The organism is Candidatus Arsenophonus nilaparvatae, from assembly GCF_045346035.1.
In the GTDB taxonomy this organism is placed as follows: domain Bacteria; phylum Pseudomonadota; class Gammaproteobacteria; order Enterobacterales; family Enterobacteriaceae; genus Arsenophonus; species Arsenophonus nilaparvatae.
In genome coordinates this window covers 325,929-342,785 of record NZ_CP158507.1, presented here as the reverse complement: position 1 = coordinate 342,785, position 16,857 = coordinate 325,929, and the positions used below count along the sequence as shown (strand labels likewise).

Genomic DNA, 16,857 nt, shown 5'->3' with positions numbered 1-16,857 from the left:
AAAATCTTAAAGGCTCGCGATTTTTGCGAGCTTTTTTATTAGCTATTTTCAGCTTATTGCATTATTCGTTGTTATTTTTATTAAATCTTTTGTGTAATTTTTTATAAACGGGAAAATATTTTTCTTTATTTGAGGTGTAAATTTTTTTGTTTATTTTCATTATATTATGTGTTTTTTGTTCTGCTTTTATTTTATTAGTAAATTAAATGTTACTATGTGTCATCGCCATTGGATTGTATTATTTACAGTTCGTGTTATGGTATAGCTGAATTTCAAATCGGTGTAATGCAATGTAGGAAAAAAGTTAAATAGGTAAAAATAATGATCATGCAAAAAGATGAGCTTAATAATGTTAATATTTCCGATGAACAAATTTTAATTACACCGAAAGAGCTTAAAAAATATTATCCATTGGATCATAATAACCAGCAAATAATTAGCCAATCTCGCCGAATTATTGCTGATATTATTCAGCATCGTGACCCACGGTTGTTAGTCATTTGTGGCCCCTGTTCTATCCATGATGTAGATGTAGCGCTGGAATATGCTCATCGCTTAAAGCAGTTAGCAATCGAACTGAGTGATAGTTTATATATTGTCATGCGGGTTTATTTTGAAAAACCACGCACCACTACGGGCTGGAAAGGTCTGATTAGCGATCCGATGATGGATGGCTCTTTTGATATGGAAAAAGGACTACATATCGCACGTAAACTACTATTATCGCTTGTCGATATGGGATTGCCATTAGCGACAGAAGCACTTGATCCAAATAGCCCACAATATTTAGGTGATTTATTTAGTTGGTCCGCTATAGGTGCTAGAACAACTGAATCGCAAACACATCGTGAAATGGCTTCAGGACTCTCCATGCCGGTTGGTTTTAAAAATGGTACTGACGGTAATTTAGTTACAGCAATTAATGCAATGAAAGCTGCTGCAATGCCACATCGGTTTATGGGTATCAATCAATCAGGTCAGGTTTGTTTATTACAAACGCAAGGTAACCCTGATGGTCATATCATTTTAAGAGGAGGGGAAAAGCCAAATTACAGTGTGCAAGATATTGCAAATTGTGAAATACAGATGCGCAATGCTAATTTATCACCCTCTTTAATGATTGATTGTAGCCATGGTAATTCCCAAAAAGATTTTCGCCGTCAACCGCAGGTTGTTGAATCTATTATTGAACAAATTACAAATGGTAATCGGTCAATTACCGGTATGATGCTGGAAAGCCATATTAATGAAGGAAGTCAATCTTCAGAGCAATTACGTTCTAAAATGAAATATGGTGTTTCTGTCACTGATGCTTGTATTAGTTGGGAAACAACAGAGGCAGTATTAAGAAAATTACATACTAAAATTCGTTCAGTACTTAAAGAGCGTATTAAAACCCTAGAAAAAGCAAGTTAATTCAAGGTAAATTGATGTCAGCAGAATTATTACAATTACGTCAACAAATTGATGAAATCGATAAATCATTACTAGCTTTATTAGCAAAAAGAATGCAATTAGTGATGGCAGTTGGTGAGGTAAAAAGCCAACAAGGGTTACCTATCTATGTGCCAGAGCGTGAGGCTTCAATGTTGGAGGCGCGTCGCAAAGAAGCGGAAAAAATAGGTATTGCTTCTGATCTGATTGAAGATATCTTACGCCGCATTATGCGAGAATCTTACCTACATGAAAATAATCAAGGATTTAAAAAATTAAATGCTGATCTAGGGCCGATTATCATTGTAGGCGGCCAAGGTCGGATGGGAAAATTATTTAGTCGCTTATTTAGACTCTCGGGCTATGAAGTTCATAGTTTGAGCGAACAAGATTGGGATAGAGCTGATAAATTATTGGCTAATGCGGCGCTAGTAATGATTAGTGTTCCCATTCACTCAACGCTAGAAGTTATCCATAAATTGCCAAAATTGTCTGAAGATACATTATTGATGGATATATCTTCTATTAAGCAGCAACCGCTTGAAGCTATGTTATCAGTGCATAATGGGCCTGTTGTTGGCTTACATCCCATGTTTGGCTCAGATGTAAATAGTATTGCTAAACAGGTTATTATTTATTGTGAAGGGAGAAATCCACAAGCATACCAATGGTTATTAGAACAATTGACTGTTTGGGGAGCCAGATTACATAAAATTAATGCTGTAGAACATGATAAATGTATGGGATTTATCCAGGCACTTCGTCATTTTACTACTTTTGCTTATGGACGATATTTATCAGAACAAAAAGTCGATCTGCAACAATTGTTAACCCTTTCATCGCCTATTTATCGATTAGAGTTAGCAATGGTTGGACGTCTGTTTGCTCAGGATCCACAGCTTTATGCAGATATTATTATGGCATCCGATCAAGACATTGATTTAATTGCTAAATATTATCAAAGTTTTGGTCATTCTGTTGGATTGCTTAAAGAGAAAGATAAGGAAGAGTTTATTTCTCAATTTGAGAGAATTAGCCAATGGTTTGGTCAAGATGCTAAACGGTTCATGCAAGAAAGTAATACATTATTACAACAAGCTAATGATATTAGCCGTTAATTTACTGTTATTAATACTTTTAAAAAACCGGTTATACAACCGGTTTTTTAGTTAGCAACATCGGTAGATACTAAATTATCAGCTGGGTAGCAGCCTAAAATTTTTATTGAGCGTGTCATTGCAGTTAACTTTTCTAAAGCATGTTGCATATCTAATGAGCGTAAGTTTGCCTGTACATCAATGTAAAACATTTCTTCCCATGGTTTGTTATCGATAGGGCGAGATTCTAATTTACTCATAACAATATTATGTTCTTTCAATACTAATAATGCATCGACTAAAGCACCGGCATGTTGGCTGGTCGCGATCAATAATGTAGTTTTAGCGGGAATTTGCTCTGATACTTGTACTGCATCACGTGCGATAACAATAAAACGGGTCATATTATTCGATTGATTGGCTATATTATGTTCTAAAATGGTCAAGCCATATAACGCGCCGCCAATTTCACTACCCAATGCAGCCACTTTAGCTGAATTAGTTTTAGCCACTTTTTGCATAGCACTGGAACTACTATCGCAATATTCAATTTTCCAATTAGGATATTGCTGTAGAAATTGATTACATTGTTGAAATGGTTGTGGATGGCTATATACCGTCTCAATATTTTCTAATGGTACTTTAGTTATTGCTAGTAGGCAGTGATTAATAGGTAAACGCATTTCGCCTACGATTGAAAGTGGAGTGGTTTGCAGTAAATCATATACATCATTAATTGCACCTGAACTAGAATTTTCTATAGGTAAAATGCCGTAATCAGCTTGCTTTGTCTCGACTAAAGCAAAGATATCTTCGAATTTATTACAACTACATTCAATTGATTGGATAAAATGGTGAGCTGAATATTGACGTGCGGCAAGATGAGAATAGGATCCATTAGGGCCTAAAAAAGCAATTCGGCCAGAATTATTTGGTAGCGGATTTAAGTGTTGCTGAAAAACAGCCTGCTGCGTTAACACGAAATCTTGATTGATTGTTTGAAAAAGCCGCGTGATATAAAAGCTATCTAGACCTTGTTTTTTCCCTTCAGCGATTAATCTATTTAGCAATTGCTGTTCATCGTTTGCCTCATTAATAGGCTGATTTATTTTTAATTTAGCGTCAGCGATATTAGTTGCTAAATGATGTCTTTCCGCCAGTAAATTTAATAACAAACTATCAAGTTCATTTATTTTTTTCTGCATATTTAATAGATTAGATTTATTATCCATAATGATTTTCTCTGATTGTATTTTTTTATTTTTGGCGATGAATGATAATAAAAAAACGCCTTTCTGATGATTATCAAGAAGCCAACAAAAACTCAGTGAGTATAACGATTAAGCTTAATTATTAATTCTGTTTTCAATCAGTGTGAATTATGAAGCTTATTTTTATGTTAGGCAAAACAAATAACATAATAAAAAACGCACTATTAAAAGTGCGCTTGGAGAAAGATTAAATGGCGAAATAGTTATTACAAGGCGGCAAGATCTATCTCTTTTGCGGCTGGATAAGCACGCCTGGCCTCATTTTTATGTTGACGCTTATTAAGTTGTTTCTCAAGTTTAGTTATTAATTCATTGGTTGCAATGTAAAAATTACTATGTTTTGCGCTTGCAAATAATTTTCCATTAGGTGTGTGAATATTGGCGTCGACAATAAACTCTTGAGGCTCTTTTGACAGCACAATGTGAGGATTAATTAAAGAAACTTGCCATTTGCTAAGTTTATTCAAACGTTCTTCAATGTGGTGACGTATAGCAAGTGTAATTTCTATGCATTTGCTTGTTATACTAACTATCATATCGCTACCTCACTTGTCATTGAGTTATGGATATTTTCAGAATAGCGATAATTAATAGAAAAAAAGTGATCTTGATCGGTTTTATTTGGTCTCTAGTTAAAGTAATAGTGAGATTGTGATGCATTATCAAAAAAAGATGCTTGCTACTTGCATGAGATACTGGTTTTTTGCATTATTACTTGATTGTGCTATTTTTATCGGTTTAAAAATTTAACATCTGGCTAAAACTCTTTTTACTATTAAAGTTAAAAACAGCAAAATAGCTTTGCTGTTTTTAATCAATAGCTTCTAACGATTATTTCGCCTCTAGGCATGGTTAGCTGCAATTAATTCTGCAACCTTATTTTTTTCCTGTGTTAAACCTAACTTATTATAGGCTATTTCCATGTATTTTAATGCATTGCGTGTTGACTGGGTATCGGGATAATTTTTTAGCATCTGTTCAGTGCGATTAATAACAGCAACATAAGCACCACGTTTATTATAATATTTAATAATAGCCAGTTCATATTTTGCTAAACGCTCTTTTAGGAAGGCTAAACGTTTGCTAGCATCTGTTGCATACAGGCTATTTGGATAAAAACGAACCAATTGGCTAAAGTCTCTAAAGGCTACAATTGCATGTTGGGGATCGCGATCTGAGCGATCAATACCAAAAAAATCTTGTAGAGCACTATCGTCTAACGCTTGTGCTGTAAGACCGCGCATATACAAAACATAGTCAATATTGGGATGTGTTGGATTCAGGCGAATAAATCGGTCAATGGTTGCTATCGCTAATGGCAGCTCCGCTGATTTATAGTAGGCATAAATCATATCCAATTGAGCCTGTTGGGCATAAGGGCCAAATGGATAACGATTATCAAGGGTTTCCAATAATTTAATTGCCCCTTTATAATTACCGTTTTGTAGTTTCTCTTGACTGCTGGTATAGATATCAGTGGGAGAGCTTTCTGGTACAGTATCCTTATTGCTGGAGCATCCGGTAACAAGTAAACTCAATGTGGCTGCTGCCAGCAGATATTTTATACTTCTAATCACGTGGTTATTTCCTCTGAATGTTTTTGGGGCGATCTCCATAAAGCCCCTAACGGAATATGAGTTACAATAGCACATATTTTAATTAAAACGGCACTGCCGTCAAAATGTAAACTTTACTGTAGATAATTTTATGGCTCAACAATTACAACTCCAGGCGCAAATTCTAGAATCACAACTTGGCCAACGTTTAGACCAGGCATTAGCTGAATTATTTCCTGATTATTCTCGCTCACGAATAAAAGAGTGGATTTTAGATAATAGAGTGCAGGTAAATGGCAAAATTATAAATAAGCCGAAAGAAAAAGTATTTGGTAGCGAACAAATTGCCATTGATGTACTTATTGAAGAAGATATGCGATGGCAGCCACAAAATATTCCATTAAATATTGTTTATGAAGATGACGAAATAATTGTCATTAATAAACCTCGTGATTTAGTGGTTCATCCTGGTGCAGGGAATCCTGACGGAACGGTACTAAATGCGCTTTTATATCGCTATCCCGAGATTATTAATGTTCCACGAGCGGGGATCGTTCATCGGCTAGATAAAGATACTACCGGGTTAATGGTTATTGCAAAAACGATTCCTGCCCAGACTCATCTGGTTGAAGCTTTACAGCTAAGAGAGATTACGCGTGAATATGAAGCGGTAGTAAATGGTCGTATGACTGCTGGTGGAACGGTAGATGAACCTATTGCTCGTCACCCAACTAAGCGAACACATATGGCCATTCACCCGCTGGGCAAACCCGCTATTACCCATTATCGAGTAATGGAGCATTTTCGCGCTCATACCAGGCTTAGATTAAGGTTAGAATCCGGTAGAACGCATCAAATTCGTGTTCACATGGCGCATATTAATCATCCTTTAGTTGGCGACCCGGTATATGGTGGCCGTCCACGCCCATTAAAAGGTGTTTCGGAAGAGTTTCGTCAAGTTATGAACAATTTCGATCGTCAGGCTCTCCATGCCACGATGTTACGTTTATATCACCCTCGTACAGGTATTGAAATGGAGTGGCACGCAGATATTCCTGCAGATATGGTTATACTAATTAATATACTCAAAGCAGATGCCATGATGCACAAAGATGAGATGGATTGGTAAATGGATAGCTTAATATATCCGGATTGGCCGCAACCTAAAACAGTCATGGCTTGCAGTACAACTCGTATTGGTGGCGATAGTTTGCCACCTTATGACAGTTTCAATCTAGGGTTACATGTCGGAGATCAAACGAGATTAGTGGAACAGAATCGCAGTAGCTTAATGAAACAACTACCAACGCAGCCTTACTGGCTTAATCAGGTACATGGCACGCATATTATCGATTTGGCTAACGAAAAAAATGGTAATCGGCAAGCGGATGCTGCATATAGTAGCGAGCGAGGACAGGTATGTGTCGTGATGACGGCAGACTGTTTGCCTGTTTTACTCTGTAACCAACAAGGCACGGAAATTGCTGCCGTACATGCTGGCTGGCGCGGTTTGTGTGACGGGATCCTGGAAAAGGCAATAAAACAATTTAAATCACCGGGTTCCTCTATTATGGCCTGGTTGGGACCGGCAATTAGTGCGGAAAAATTTGAAGTAGGTAGTGAAGTCAGGAATGCTTTTATTCAACATGATGCAGAATTAGTGCAAGGTTTTAAAGCTTATGATAATGGTAAATATCTCGCTGATCTCTACTTGCTAGCGCGTTTGAAATTAAATGCAGTGGGTGTCAAAAATATTTATGGTGGAACCTATTGTACGGTTAGTGAGCCAACGCGTTTTTTTTCCTATCGACGTGATGGCGTGACAGGACGAATGGCATCATTGATCTGGTTAAAATAAATCTTTAATCAGATTAATTATTATTTTTTATACCAATAGCTGATTTTTATCGTAAGTAACTTGAATAATATGAAATAAAACCTCATTTAATCTGCATAAATGATTGCAATTGTATTTTGGAGGTATTATGCGTTTGGATCGTCTTACCAACAAATTTCAACAAGCACTAGCTGATGCTCAATCTTTAGCAATTGGACAAGATAATCAATTTATTGAACCAGTACATTTACTGGTTGCCTTGTTAGATCAAGAAGGCGGTACATTACGTCCTTTATTGACATCGATAGGGGTTAATATCAGTCAGCTTAGTAACAAATTAAACGATATTCTCAATACCTTACCGCAAGTGCATGGCACTGCTGGTGATATCCAGCCATCAAACGATCTTATTCGGCACTTAAATTTGTGTGATAAGTTGGCGCAACAGCGAGGTGATACGTTTATATCCTCAGAGCTATTTCTTCTGGCAATTTTTGATGCCAAAACCTCCCTGGCAGATACACTTAAAACGATGGGAGCGAATAAAGCAAATATAGAAAAGGCGATAGAACAAATGCGTGGTGGTGATAATGTTAATGACCAAGGTGCTGAAGAGCAGCGTCAAGCACTTAAAAAATACACAATTGATTTAACTGAAAGAGCTGAACAAGGCAAACTCGATCCTGTTATTGGACGTGATGAAGAGATCCGCCGAACGATACAAGTTCTTCAGCGCCGAACAAAAAACAATCCGGTTTTAATTGGTGAACCAGGGGTAGGTAAAACCGCGATTGTTGAAGGTCTTGCTCAAAGAATTGTTAATGGTGAAGTACCCGAAGGGTTGAAAAATAAACGCGTTCTCTCTTTAGATATGGGTGCTTTGCTGGCTGGCGCTAAATATCGGGGCGAATTTGAAGAACGCTTAAAGGCTGTCTTAAATGATCTGGCCAAACAAGAAGGAAGTGTGATTCTGTTTATCGATGAATTACATACTATGGTTGGCGCAGGTAAAGCTGAAGGAGCGATGGATGCTAGTAATATGTTAAAACCAGCACTAGCGCGAGGAGAATTGCATTGCGTCGGTGCGACTACACTTGATGAATATCGTCAGTATATTGAAAAGGATGCGGCATTAGAGCGTCGTTTCCAGAAAGTTTATGTTGCTGAACCTACCGTTGAGGACACCATTGCAATATTAAGGGGACTGAAAGAACGTTATGAGCTGCATCATCATGTACAAATAACTGACCCTGCCATTGTTGCTGCTGCCAGTTTATCAAATCGTTATATTTCTGATCGTATGCTTCCTGATAAAGCAATAGATTTAATTGATGAAGCTGGCGCTAGCTTACGGATGCAGATGGATTCTAAACCGGAAGCGCTTGATCGTTTAGAACGTCGAGTTATTCAATTAAAACTTGAACAACAAGCGCTAAAAAAGGAATCTGATGACGCCAGTAAAAAGCGGCTTAAAATGTTAGAGGAAGAACTAACGGAAAAAGAACGGGAATATTCAGAGCTAGAAGAAGAGTGGAAAGCGGAAAAAGCAGAGCTTACCGGTACACAGCATATAAAAGCGGAATTGGAAAACGCACGTATAAGTATGGAGCAGGCTCGGCGTAGCGGTGATTTAGCTAAAATGTCAGAATTGCAATATGGTAAAATTCCTGAATTAGAAAAACAACTTGAAGCTGCCACTAAGGCGGAAAGTCACAGCATGAAGTTATTGCGCAATAAAGTAACTGATGCAGAGATTGCAGAAATATTAGCGCGCTGGACAGGCATTCCCGTTTCAAGAATGTTAGAAAGCGAACGTGAAAAGTTACTCCATATGGAACAGGATCTGCATAAGCGAGTCATTGGTCAGAATGAAGCTGTTGATGCGGTATCTAATGCTATTCGGCGTAGTCGTGCTGGTTTATCAGATCCAAATCGGCCTATTGGCTCATTCTTATTTTTAGGTCCTACGGGTGTTGGTAAAACCGAGCTATGTAAGGCACTGGCAAATTTTTTATTTGATAGTGACGATGCAATGGTACGTATTGATATGTCCGAATTTATGGAAAAACATACAGTCTCCAGGCTAGTTGGTGCACCTCCAGGTTATGTAGGATATGAAGAAGGCGGTTATTTAACCGAAGCCATCCGACGTCGCCCTTATTCTGTTATTTTGCTTGATGAAATTGAAAAAGCACATCCCGATGTTTTCAATATTTTATTACAAGTTCTGGATGATGGACGTTTGACCGATGGGCAAGGAAGAACGGTCGATTTTCGTAATACAGTTGTCATTATGACATCAAACTTAGGTTCGGATTTAATCCAAGAGCGTTTTGGTAGTTTGGGTTATGACGAAATGAAAGAGCTCGTCATGGAAGTTGTCAGCCGTAGTTTCCGACCCGAATTTATAAACCGTATTGATGAAGTAGTAGTATTCCATCCACTCGATAAAGAGCAAATTACAGAAATTGCGCAGATTCAACTAGCGCGTTTATATAAACGAATGGAAGAGCAAGGCTATAAAGTAAAAATCACGCCAGCGGCATTAGAAAAATTAGGCGAAGCGGGATTTGATCCGGTATTTGGTGCACGCCCTTTGAAACGAGCGATCCAACAAGAGATAGAAAATCCATTGGCTGAACAGATGTTATCAGGCAAATTAGTGCCAGGCAAACAAATCACTTTAGATATTAAAAAAGGTGTTATTGTTGCTAAGCAATAAATAAAATTAAATTATTAATCTTATTTGAAGAGGTAATATTTGCCTCTTCAATAGTATTATAAGAACTCACTCGCCTTGATTAAAGATCATTATTAGCAACTAGCATAGATACTATTAATTCAAGGTTAGAGCAATAAATGAGCACTTAAACAGAAAAAATGTAAATAATAGTTGTTAATTTCAGAAAAGCCCCTATAATGCTGACCCGTTATCGCGATTTATTCATCAATAAAAGAATAAACGCGTATTAAGGTGAAAAGCGTAATATACGCCACCTCGCGGCCTAGGTCGCACGCTCTTTAACAATTAATCAGACAATCTGTGTGGGCAGTCGCAAGACATCATCAAAAAATATTTGATTTTAAAGTCTTGAAGAGTGACAAAACAGTTAATTCATATATGAACTAATATGCAGTAACGTTATTTTGGACGGCAGCGGCGAAGGTGGTCAAACATCGGCAAAGCGGGTTGAACAAAAGGGCGTTACAGTCAGTAAAACATTCTTTGAGCATCAAGCTTTTAATTGAAGAGTTTGATCATGGCTCAGATTGAACGCTGGCGGCAGGCCTAACACATGCAAGTCGAGCGGCAGCGGAAGGAAGCTTGCTTCCTTGCCGGCGAGCGGCGGACGGGTGAGTAAGGTATGGGGATCTGGCCGAAGGCGGGGGATAACCACTGGAAACGGTGGCTAATACCGCATAATCTCTAAGGAGCAAAGTGGGGGACCGTTCAGGCCTCACACCTTCGGATGAACCCATATGAGATTAGCTAGTAGGTGGGGTAATGGCTCACCTAGGCGACGATCTCTAGCTGGTCTGAGAGGATGATCAGCCACACTGGGACTGAGACACGGCCCAGACTCCTACGGGAGGCAGCAGTGGGGAATATTGCACAATGGGCGCAAGCCTGATGCAGCCATGCCGCGTGTATGAAGAAGGCCTTCGGGTTGTAAAGTACTTTCAGTCGTGAGGAAGGTGTTAAGGTTAATAACCTTAGCAATTGACGTTAGCGACAGAAGAAGCACCGGCTAACTCCGTGCCAGCAGCCGCGGTAATACGGAGGGTGCGAGCGTTAATCGGAATTACTGGGCGTAAAGGGCACGCAGGCGGTTAATTAAGTTGGATGTGAAATCCCCGGGCTTAACCTGGGAATGGCATTCAAGACTGGTTAACTAGAGTCTTGTAGAGGGGTAGAATTCCATGTGTAGCGGTGAAATGCGTAGAGATGTGGAGGAATACCGGTGGCGAAGGCGGCCCCTGGACAAAGACTGACGCTCATGTGCGAAAGCGTGGGGAGCAAACAGGATTAGATACCCTGGTAGTCCACGCTGTAAACGATGTCGATTTGGAGGTTGTGGTCATGAACTGTGGCCTCCGGAGCTAACGCGTTAAATCGACCGCCTGGGGAGTACGGCCGCAAGGTTAAAACTCAAATGAATTGACGGGGGCCCGCACAAGCGGTGGAGCATGTGGTTTAATTCGATGCAACGCGAAGAACCTTACCTACTCTTGACATCCAGCGAATCCTTTAGAGATAGAGGAGTGCCTTCGGGAACGCTGAGACAGGTGCTGCATTGCTGTCGTCAGCTCGTGTTGTGAAATGTTGGGTTAAGTCCCGCAACGAGCGCAACCCTTATCCTTTGTTGCCAGCGATTCGGTCGGGAACTCAAAGGAGACTGCCGGTGATAAACCGGAGGAAGGTGGGGATGACGTCAAGTCATCATGGCCCTTACAGTAGGGCTACACACGTGCTACAATGGCGTATACAGAGAGAGGCGAGCCAGCGATGGGAAGCGGAACTCAGAAAGTACGTCGAAGTCCGGATTGAGTCTGCAACTCGACTCCATGAAGTCGGAATCGCTAGTAATCGCGGATCAGCATGTCGCGGTGAATACGTTCCCGGGCCTTGTACACACCGCCCGTCACACCATGGGAGTGGGTTGCAAAAGAAGTAGGTAGCTTAACCTTTTGGATGGCGCTTACCACTTTGTGATTCATGACTGGGGTGAAGTCGTAACAAGGTAACCGTAGGGGAACCTGCGGTTGGATCACCTCCTTACCTAGATAGATGGAATGTGAGTGTTCACACAGATTGTCTGATGAAATAGCGCGTCAAGCCAATCTAAGATTGACTAAAGAGCTTGAAGTCCCCTTCGTCTAGAGGCCTAGGACATCGCCCTTTCACGGCGGTAACAGGGGTTCGAATCCCCTAGGGGACGCCACTTTAGTGATTTAGAAAGGTGGTGCATCACGCTTTTAGTGTTGTGCACTGTTTGTGCTTTACGCAATAATGATTAAACCAATTTAGTGAGTTGGTTTACCAATTATGCTCTTTAACAATCTGGAACAAGCTGAAAATTGAAACACACATTATTGAAAAAATAGTGTGGAGAACTCTCAAAACTCCAATTTGAAGTGTTATTCAAATAGGCAGACGAGTAGCATGAGCGAGCAGGGTGAAATTTGCGGCGTAGGCGCGCAGTCAGCGCAGCGTACATAAGTACGTGAGCATGACGAGCACCGCACAACAAAAAATTTCGCACGGCGCAGCCATGACGCTTCTCTATTATTTGATAAGAGACACCTTCGGGTTGTGAGGTTAAGCGAATGAAGCGTACACGGTGGATGCCTAGGCAGTCAGAGGCGATGAAGGACGTGCTAATCTGCGAAAAGCGTCGGTAAGCTGATATGAAGCGTACTAGCCGGCGATGTCCGAATGGGGAAACCCAGTGCATTAATGCACTATCGTTTGATGAATTCATAGTCAAACGAGGCGAACCGGGGGAACTGAAACATCTCAGTACCCCGAGGAAAAGAAATCAACCGAGATTCCCCCAGTAGCGGCGAGCGAACGGGGAGCAGCCCAGAGTCAACATCAATATTTACCGCAGGAGAAGGGTCTGGAAAGGCCAGCAATAAAGGGTGATAGCCCCGTATCTGAAACGGTAAGTGTTGTGAACTCGAAGAGTAGGGCGGGACACGTGTTATCCTGTCTGAATATGGGGGACCATCCTCCAAGGCTAAATACTCCTGACTGACCGATAGTGAACCAGTACCGTGAGGGAAAGGCGAAAAGAACCCCGGCGAGGGAGTGAAATAGAACCTGAAACCGTGTACGTACAAGCAGTGGGAGCACCCGAAAGGGTGTGACTGCGTACCTTTTGTATAATGGGTCAGCGACTTATATTCTGTAGCAAGGTTAACCGCATAGGGGAGCCGTAGGGAAACCGAGTCTTAACTGGGCGTTAAGTTGCAGGGTATAGACCCGAAACCCGGTGATCTAGCCATGGGCAGGTTGAAGGTTGGGTAACACTAACTGAAGGACCGAACCGACTAATGTTGAAAAATTAGCGGATGACTTGTGGCTGGGGGTGAAAGGCCAATCAAACCGGGAGATAGCTGGTTCTCCCCGAAAGCTATTTAGGTAGCGCCTCGTGAATTCATCTTCGGGGGTAGAGCACTGTTTCGGCTAGGGGTCATCCCGACTTACCAACCCGATGCAAACTACGAATACCGAAGAATGTTATCACGGGAGACACACGGCGGGTGCTAACGTCCGTCGTGAAGAGGAAACAACCCAGACCGCCAGCTAAGGTCCCAAAGTCATGGTTAAGTGGGAAACGAAGTGGGAAGGCTTAGACAGCCAGGATGTTGGCTTAGAAGCAGCCATCATTTAAAGAAAGCGTAATAGCTCACTGGTCGAGTCGGCCTGCGCGGAAGATGTAACGGGGCTAAACCATGCACCGAAGCTGCGGCAGCGACATTTAGATGTTGTTGGGTAGGGGAGCGTTCTGTAAGCCGTAGAAGGTGGACTGAGAGGTCTGCTGGAGGTATCAGAAGTGCGAATGCTGACATAAGTAACGATAAAGCGGGTGAAAAACCCGCTCGCCGAAAGACCAAGGTTTCCTGTCCAACGTTAATCGGGGCAGGGTAAGTCGACCCCTAAGGCGAGGCTGAAAAGCGTAGTCGATGGGAAACGGGTTAATATTCCCGTACTAAGGGTTACTGCGAAGGGGGGACGGAGAAGGCTAGGCTATCCGGGCGACGGTTGTCCCGGTTTAAGCGAGTAGGTGGGTAGTGCAGGCAAATCCGCACTGCTACAACACTGAGACGTGATGACGAGCCACCAAGGTGGTGAAGTAGTTGATGCCCAGCTTCCAGGAAAAGCCTCTAAGCGATAGGTAATCATTAATCGTACCCCAAACCGACACAGGTGGTTAGGTAGAGAATACTCAGGCGCTTGAGAGAACTCGGGTGAAGGAACTAGGCAAAATGGTGCCGTAACTTCGGGAGAAGGCACGCTGGCATTAGGTGAAGGGTCTAGCATCCGGAGCTGAAGCCAGTCGAAGATACCAGCTGGCTGCAACTGTTTATTAAAAACACAGCACTGTGCAAACACGAAAGTGGACGTATACGGTGTGACGCCTGCCCGGTGCTGGAAGGTTAATTGATGGGGTAAGCCGTAAGGCGAAGCTCTTGATCGAAGCCCCAGTAAACGGCGGCCGTAACTATAACGGTCCTAAGGTAGCGAAATTCCTTGTCGGGTAAGTTCCGACCTGCACGAATGGCGTAATGATGGCCAGGCTGTCTCCACCCGAGACTCAGTGAAATTGAACTCGCTGTGAAGATGCAGTGTACCCGCGGCAAGACGGAAAGACCCCGTGAACCTTTACTATAGCTTGACACTGAACATTGAGCCTTGATGTGTAGGATAGGTGGGAGGCTTTGAAGTGTGGACGCCAGTCTGCATGGAGCCAACGTTGAAATACCACCCTTTAATGTTTGATGTTCTAACTTGGGCCCGTAATCCGGGCTGAGGACAGTGTCTGGTGGGTAGTTTGACTGGGGCGGTCTCCTCCCAAAGTGTAACGGAGGAGCACGAAGGTTGGCTAATCACGGTCGGACATCGTGAGGTTAGTGCAAAGGCATAAGCCAGCTTGACTGCGAGCGTGACGGCGCGAGCAGGTACGAAAGTAGGTCTTAGTGATCCGGTGGTTCTGAATGGAAGGGCCATCGCTCAACGGATAAAAGGTACTCCGGGGATAACAGGCTGATACCGCCCAAGAGTTCATATCGACGGCGGTGTTTGGCACCTCGATGTCGGCTCATCACATCCTGGGGCTGAAGTAGGTCCCAAGGGTATGGCTGTTCGCCATTTAAAGTGGTACGCGAGCTGGGTTTAGAACGTCGTGAGACAGTTCGGTCCCTATCTGTCGTGGGCGAAGGAAGATTGAGGGGGGCTGCTCCTAGTACGAGAGGACCGGAGTGGACGCACCACTGGTGTACAGGTTGTCATGCCAATGGCATCGCCTGGTAGCTAAGTGCGGAAGAGATAACCGCTGAAAGCATCTAAGCGGGAAACTTGCCTCAAGATGAGTCTTCCCTGACAGTAATGTCCTATAAGGGGTGTTCGAGACGAGGACGTAGATAGGCTGGGTGTGTAAGCGTAGCGATACGTTGAGCTAACCAGTACTAATGACCCGAGAGGCTTAACCTGACAACACCGAAGGTGTTTTTGGAGAGAGAATTTTAGCTTGTTTTGAGATTGAATCTGGTCGAATTTTGCTGAAGGCCGAGGTGTGTTTGCTACTGAGGTAGGTGAGCAGCCTGTAAGGCAGCGAAATGAGACGGGATAAATAGAAAAGAATTTGTCTGGCGGTAATAGCGCGGTGGTCCCACCTGACCCCATGCCGAACTCAGAAGTGAAATGCCGTAGCGCCGATGGTAGTGTGGGGTCTCCCCATGTGAGAGTAGGGAGCTGCCAGACTTTGATTTAATACTAATGGGAAAGACCGTTAGTGAAATGAATCGGGTGGTGCGGTAGTTCAGTTGGTTAGAATACCGGCCTGTCACGCCGGGGGTCGCGGGTTCGAGCCCCGTCCGCACCGCCAATAATATCGAAAGTAAGCCCTGTGAAGATATCACAGGGCTTTTTGTTGTTTATTAAAAAACTTGTCAAATATATAAATATTTTTTATAAAGTTGTTTTATTTTCATTTTTCTTGAACTTTAAGATGCAACTATGCTTCTAAATGATGAGTTTTATCTATTATCTATGTATTGGATAGATTAATAAATATTCGATTTTTAAGGGTTATTTGAGGTGGCAAAGAAAATTTATTCAGTGCGTTATATTGCTGGCCAGCCAGCAAAGCGTATTTTACCTGTATCTGAATATACGCTTGATGATGATTTACCTATAGGGATGCCATTATTTTCAGAAAGTGATGAATTAAGCATTGTTTCATGGAATATTTATAAGCAGCAACGCCCAAACTGGTATTCAGTTTTAAATAAATTAGTCATAGATAAACATTTGATTCTGTTACAAGAAGCTCAAACTTCACCTCAACTTATTGATTTTGTCGTATCTCAACATTTAGTTGCTGATCAAGTGCCAGCAATTGTTTTCCCTCAACACGCTTCTGGAGTAATGACGTTAGCAAGATCTCATCCAATTTATTGTTGTCCATTGCGGGAAAAAGAGCCATTACTTCGGTTACCGAAATCAGCGTTAATTACCGTTTATCCATTACATAATGGCCGAAATTTAATGATTATTAATATTCATGCGGTTAATTTTAGTTTTGGGGTGGATATTTATAGTCGGCAACTACACAATATAGGGGAGCATATTAAAAGACATCAAGGGCCAGTGATTTTTGCTGGGGATTTTAATACCTGGAGTCGACAACGTATAAATGCACTTAAACGTTTTACGCGCAGTTTACGGATGAAAGAAGTCAATTTTGGCACTGATGAACGCACTATCATCTTTGGTTACCCATTAGATTATGTTTTCTATCGTAGTTTAACCCTTCTGGATGCAGAAGTGATTAAAACGCAATCTTCTGATCATAATCCCATTTCTGCCAAGTTTAGTATCAAATAGTTTTAATCAAAGAATAAAAAAATAGAAATGCTGATTTAGCATTTCTATT

The 16,857-nt window shown here is 41.7% G+C and carries 9 protein-coding genes, 2 tRNA genes and 3 rRNA genes; 11 read left to right on the top strand and 3 right to left on the bottom strand.

What is annotated here, in order from left to right; translation table 11 throughout:
* Nucleotides 1-321: 321 nt before the first annotated feature.
* Both WH390_RS01615 and tyrA read left to right on the top strand, forming a co-directional pair.
* Nucleotides 322-1,416 carry a 3-deoxy-7-phosphoheptulonate synthase gene (locus WH390_RS01615; RefSeq protein WP_032115479.1) on the top strand — a complete coding sequence of 365 codons (1,095 nt, stop codon included), beginning with the start codon at nt 322-324 and terminating at the stop codon, nt 1,414-1,416.
* Nucleotides 1,417-1,430: 14 nt separating this feature from the next.
* Complete coding sequence (gene tyrA, locus WH390_RS01610) at nt 1,431-2,552, top strand: bifunctional chorismate mutase/prephenate dehydrogenase (RefSeq protein WP_032115478.1); 1,122 nt, start codon at nt 1,431-1,433, stop codon at nt 2,550-2,552.
* A gap of 47 nt (nt 2,553-2,599) precedes the next feature.
* Here the strand turns inward: tyrA and pheA are convergent, their stop codons facing one another.
* From pheA to bamD, 3 genes are all read right to left on the bottom strand, one after another.
* Nucleotides 2,600-3,763 (bottom strand): bifunctional chorismate mutase/prephenate dehydratase, encoded by a 1,164-nt coding sequence (gene pheA, locus WH390_RS01605; protein WP_032115477.1) that lies wholly within the window; start codon nt 3,761-3,763, stop codon nt 2,600-2,602.
* Nucleotides 3,764-4,008: 245 nt separating this feature from the next.
* Nucleotides 4,009-4,338, bottom strand: a complete 330-nt coding sequence (hpf, locus tag WH390_RS01600) for a ribosome hibernation-promoting factor, HPF/YfiA family (RefSeq protein ID WP_032115476.1) — start codon at nt 4,336-4,338, stop codon at nt 4,009-4,011.
* 306 nt (nt 4,339-4,644) lie between these two features.
* On the bottom strand, nt 4,645-5,376 hold the full coding sequence (gene bamD / locus WH390_RS01595; protein ID WP_406850715.1) for an outer membrane protein assembly factor BamD: 732 nt from the start codon (nt 5,374-5,376) through the stop codon (nt 4,645-4,647).
* Nucleotides 5,377-5,509: 133 nt separating this feature from the next.
* On the opposite strand from bamD, the gene rluD reads away from it, so the two are divergent.
* The 9 genes from rluD (at nt 5,510) to WH390_RS01550 (ending at nt 16,808) form a co-directional block, all read left to right on the top strand.
* The gene (gene rluD, locus WH390_RS01590; protein ID WP_032115474.1) at nt 5,510-6,487 is read left to right on the top strand and encodes a 23S rRNA pseudouridine(1911/1915/1917) synthase RluD; all 978 of its coding nucleotides are present in this window, start codon (nt 5,510-5,512) and stop codon (nt 6,485-6,487) included.
* Nucleotides 6,488-7,216: a purine nucleoside phosphorylase YfiH gene (gene yfiH / locus WH390_RS01585; RefSeq protein WP_032115473.1), complete on the top strand. Its 729-nt coding sequence runs from the start codon at nt 6,488-6,490 to the stop codon at nt 7,214-7,216.
* Nucleotides 7,217-7,343: 127 nt separating this feature from the next.
* Nucleotides 7,344-9,917 carry an ATP-dependent chaperone ClpB gene (gene clpB, locus WH390_RS01580; RefSeq protein WP_032115472.1) on the top strand — a complete coding sequence of 858 codons (2,574 nt, stop codon included), beginning with the start codon at nt 7,344-7,346 and terminating at the stop codon, nt 9,915-9,917.
* 520 nt (nt 9,918-10,437) lie between these two features.
* Nucleotides 10,438-11,975: ribosomal RNA gene (locus WH390_RS01575) — 16S ribosomal RNA — on the top strand.
* 87 nt (nt 11,976-12,062) lie between these two features.
* Nucleotides 12,063-12,138, top strand: a tRNA-Glu gene (locus WH390_RS01570).
* A 375-nt stretch (nt 12,139-12,513) separates the two neighbouring features.
* A 23S ribosomal RNA gene (locus WH390_RS01565) occupies nt 12,514-15,413 on the top strand.
* Nucleotides 15,414-15,567: 154 nt separating this feature from the next.
* Nucleotides 15,568-15,683: ribosomal RNA gene (gene rrf / locus WH390_RS01560) — 5S ribosomal RNA — on the top strand.
* Together the 16S, 23S and 5S rRNA genes with 2 tRNA genes alongside form the textbook arrangement of a ribosomal RNA operon.
* A gap of 47 nt (nt 15,684-15,730) precedes the next feature.
* Nucleotides 15,731-15,807, top strand: a tRNA-Asp gene (locus tag WH390_RS01555).
* Between the two features lie 212 nt (nt 15,808-16,019).
* Nucleotides 16,020-16,808: an endonuclease/exonuclease/phosphatase family protein gene (locus WH390_RS01550; RefSeq protein ID WP_032115471.1), complete on the top strand. Its 789-nt coding sequence runs from the start codon at nt 16,020-16,022 to the stop codon at nt 16,806-16,808.
* The last annotated feature ends 49 nt before the right edge of the window (nt 16,809-16,857 follow it).